This window comes from Mailhella sp. (assembly GCF_057866825.1).
The window spans coordinates 1-3,424 of record NZ_DBMAHT010000173.1; the positions used below are offsets into that span (position 1 = coordinate 1).

Sequence of the window (3,424 nt, forward strand, 5' to 3'; positions counted from 1 at the left end):
AGGGGGTGAAGTCCATGATGTTGGTGATGTCCCAGTAGCCGTTCACCATGAGGGTCTGGAGTCTGGATTCCGCTTCGCCGAAAGGAACGCTCTTATCGATGCGGCTGTTGTAGCCGTATTCGATTTCGGCGCGCAGGGGAGCGCCGTAGAGCACGCTGAAGTCGTAGCCGCCGGCGATGGAGAAGCCGGCGATGCCGCGGGTGCTGTCCTTGGAGCCGGAGCCGCCGGGCGCGGTCACGTTCCAGTCGGTGCTCTGGAAGCCTGCAACAAACTTGGGAGCGACGTAAATGCCGGAATCTGCGGCCCTGGCTGCGCAGGGCAGAGCCATCAGCAGCGCAAGGACGGCGGCAAGACAAAACTTCTTCATGAGTATTCTCCTTGTCATGAGCAAGACGGGCGTGCCCGCCGAAAAAAGAGCGTATATTTCTCTGGATAGAGAACCGCGCCGGTTAAGTCAACAACACAAAGAGTTGCCGATGTTTTCGGGGCACTTGGGGGAGAATGCGCCGCGGCGCGGAAGGTCGGCAGGAGCCGGGAACGGGCGGATTTCGGGCAGGCGTCCGCCGGAAGCCTGAGGGGCGGACGTCTGCCCGATGGCGTCAGGAAGGCGCGTCAGTCACGGCGCATTCCAGGGCGTCCACGCGGCCGAGCCAGCCGCGGAGCTGCCCGCCGAGATCGGGATTGCGGCGGACGAGTTCGCAGTAGCGCCCCCGGCGCAGGTGACAGATGGCGGCGGCGGTGCGCGCGTCGTTGCAGTGCCGGAAGGCGGAACGCAGGCGTTCGTTCCAGGCGAATCGGGGCGGGAAGCCCAGGGCCTGCCGGGCGGCGGCCGCGGCGTATTCCGGGCCCATGCCCACGGCAGTGTCGTAGAGCACCATGGCGCAGCGCGGCGGCACGTCGTCGAGACGCAGCAGGCTGCCGAAGGCGCGGCGCACCTCTCCGGCGGACCGCGACGCCGAACGCGGATCAATGCGCACGCCGAACCGGCCTTCATGTCCGCTCACGCCGCGGCCGCGTTCGCCGAGCCAAAGGAAGCTGCGCCCCTTTCCGGCGAAACCGGGGCCGCCCCCGGAACCCGTTTCCCAGCGGGACGTAAAACGATGCGCCTTTCTGAAAGATTTGTCCGTCATGTTGAGCTCCTTTCCGCTGTGCTGGTTGACGCCGCGGCCCGGACTCAGCGTATTTCCGGCGGCCGCGGCCCGGATGCCCGAAACGGGCTTTGACGCTTCTGCCCGACGATCGCCCCGTCGTCTGCCCTGTTTCTTTTGCGCAAGACACGCTATTTCGGCCTGACCGGTCTGCAAGACGAAGGCTGCCGCCCGGCGGCCGCTTTCCTTCGCGGCCCGGGGCGCGGCGTCTTGACCCGAAAAGGCGTTGCGTTTACCGTGAATCGACATTCATTCCGGCAGCCTTTCGTCCGCGCTCCCGGAACGACAACCGCAATCAAGGCAGGAGAATTATGCGAGCCGTTCAGCGCATTCTTGCAGCGGTCGTGCTGGCCGCTCTGGCTTTTTCGGCCGGATGTTCGTGGATCGGAGAAACCGCCGGTCGCGCCAAGGCCGGGGTGGAAAACGCCATCAGCGACACGAAATCCGGGTATCACAGGGGCTACGCCGAAGGAAAAAGCTGATCTTCCGCAGAACGCGTTGCGCGGGACTCCGCGCGCGGAGCCGGATCGGCACTCCCGACGACCTCTGCGCCCGCCGCCCCGCTTGCGGAAGCTGCGTTCTGGCGAAGGCTCCCGGACGCGTTCCGACAGGCCGTGCGCGGCGCGCTTCCGGTCGAGGACGCAGGACGCGCAGAAACATGCCTTTTTGCCTCCGCTCCCGGGCGCGACGCCGAACCGCGCGCCCGAACGCCGAAGAATTGCGCCACGTTCAGAGATTCCGCGCCGACGGGCAGCGCATCGAGCAGAGCGTTGGCCCACACGTCTTCGGCTTCCGAGGCATCGGCGGGGCCACGCGCCCACGGATCCTCCATCGGACGCAGATGCTCTCTGGCGTCCCGAAGCTCGGCACGCAGCGCCCGACGCACGGCATTCTGACCCAGACGCCGACAACGTTCGCTGCAAAACAGACGCCGCGCATTGGTCGATTCAAACCAGTTTCCGCATTCCTCAAACGCACACTTTTTCAACATGACTTTCTCCTTTTAATGACAGGGAACGCCGTCCCTGTTTGCCGACGCCATCCGAACCGGCCGCCGGGAAAAACGCGGCCTCCGCTTCGCCGCCCGGCGCGGAGCCGACATCCGGCACTGCTTCGCCCCGCCCGGCCTCCGGCCGACGCCTTCCGTGCCGGAAAACGCGCCTGCCGAGCCCCGGCATCTGAAACCTGCCGCAGGCGACGCCCTTCCCCCCCCGCGCCGCGCTCCAATGATTCCGCGTCTCCCCCATCCAAAAGTCCCCGAGGCTCCAGAGCTTTCAGAGCTCCCGAGGCGCACAGCTCCGCCCTTACCGCGAATTTTCCCCTCACCGCTCCGCGCTCCGAGCGCCCCGAGAGGCCAAGGCCGCCATCCGAACTCACATTTCCCCCTTCTCCGGCGTCGCCTTCGTTTTTCCGCCGTCCAGCCTGCGGCGCAAAAGCGACGTCGTGAGCCGCACCGGGCCGCGATCCAGTCCGGCCACGGCCTCCGCTCCCAGCGACAGCACATCCTCCCTCCCCGCAGCCTCCCGCCACGCCGACAGAAATTCCCGCCGCTTCCAGGAAAGATCCTCTTCCTTCCAGCGGCACACCCGCTCCCATCCCCCGAGCTGCCGCACCACAAATTCCGTCGTCGGATGCAGTTTCGGCGTCCGCCAGAATCCGCACGAACGCACTTCTTCCAGCAGTCGGCCCCATTCCGCTTCCGCCTGAAGCGCAAGGTTCCTCTCCCCGCGCACCGTGCCCGTCCGGGCGTCGAGCTCCCGCTGAATCAGCGCAAACGGCGGCAGACTCCCAAATCGCACCGATTCAAAGCCGCAGCCCCGCACCACCGACAACACCGCGCTTCGACAATCCTCCACGCTGTACGCCGACATCAGCACCAGCCACAACGTTGCGGTATCCTCATCAAGCTCCGCGCTGTAATTCGAGGCAAGCATCCGTATCAACCGCATTTTTTCTTCCGCATCCCTGTTCACGCGCGCCCCTCCCGAAACGTCGCCGCTCCTTCAAACCGTTCCAGCGCCCGCCGCGCCGCTTCCTCGTTCCGCATCTCGCGCCCCTGCGTCCGCGACGCGCTGCGCATTCCCCGCTTCGCCTCCCATGCGCGCACCGCCGCCCGCCAGTCACGCATCGGCGAGCCCCCCGCCTTCCACCCCCGCGACGCGTAAAACTCCACAAATCCCCTGGCCGAAATCCCGTTGTTCCGCGACTCGCAGTACGCGCGCACCTCATCTTCCGTCGGCGGACGACATCCCTCTTCCCCGGGAGGTCTTTTTTCC

Annotated in this window: 3 protein-coding genes and 1 pseudogene; 1 reads left to right on the plus strand and 3 read right to left on the minus strand. The window is 66.2% G+C overall.

The window, feature by feature from the left end; all coding sequences use genetic code 11:
- Both ACZM96_RS10230 and ACZM96_RS10235 read right to left on the minus strand, forming a co-directional pair.
- Window positions 1-367, minus strand: a pseudogene (locus ACZM96_RS10230) (hypothetical protein); the annotation flags it as partial.
- A gap of 232 nt (window positions 368-599) precedes the next feature.
- Complete coding sequence (locus tag ACZM96_RS10235; RefSeq protein ID WP_489488917.1) at window positions 600-1,130, minus strand: lysozyme family protein; 531 nt, start codon at window positions 1,128-1,130, stop codon at window positions 600-602.
- A 329-nt stretch (window positions 1,131-1,459) separates the two neighbouring features.
- Between ACZM96_RS10235 and ACZM96_RS10240 the strand changes: the two genes are divergently transcribed.
- The gene (locus ACZM96_RS10240) at window positions 1,460-1,630 is read left to right on the plus strand and encodes a hypothetical protein (protein WP_346664727.1); all 171 of its coding nucleotides are present in this window, start codon (window positions 1,460-1,462) and stop codon (window positions 1,628-1,630) included.
- An 891-nt stretch (window positions 1,631-2,521) separates the two neighbouring features.
- Here the strand turns inward: ACZM96_RS10240 and ACZM96_RS10245 are convergent.
- Entirely contained in the window at window positions 2,522-3,097 is a 576-nt protein-coding gene (locus ACZM96_RS10245; RefSeq protein ID WP_489488918.1) for a hypothetical protein, read from the minus strand.
- Between the last annotated feature and the right edge of the window lie 327 nt (window positions 3,098-3,424).

Bases quoted from the DNA above. Each gene is read 5' to 3' on its own strand.
- ACZM96_RS10235 (WP_489488917.1), bottom strand. From the start codon at position 1,130: ATGACGGACAAATCTTTCAGAAAGGCGCATCGTTTTACGTCCCGCTGG.
- ACZM96_RS10240 (WP_346664727.1), top strand. From the start codon at position 1,460: ATGCGAGCCGTTCAGCGCATTCTTGCAGCGGTCGTGCTGGCCGCTCTG.
- ACZM96_RS10245 (WP_489488918.1), bottom strand. From the start codon at position 3,097: ATGCGGTTGATACGGATGCTTGCCTCGAATTACAGCGCGGAGCTTGAT.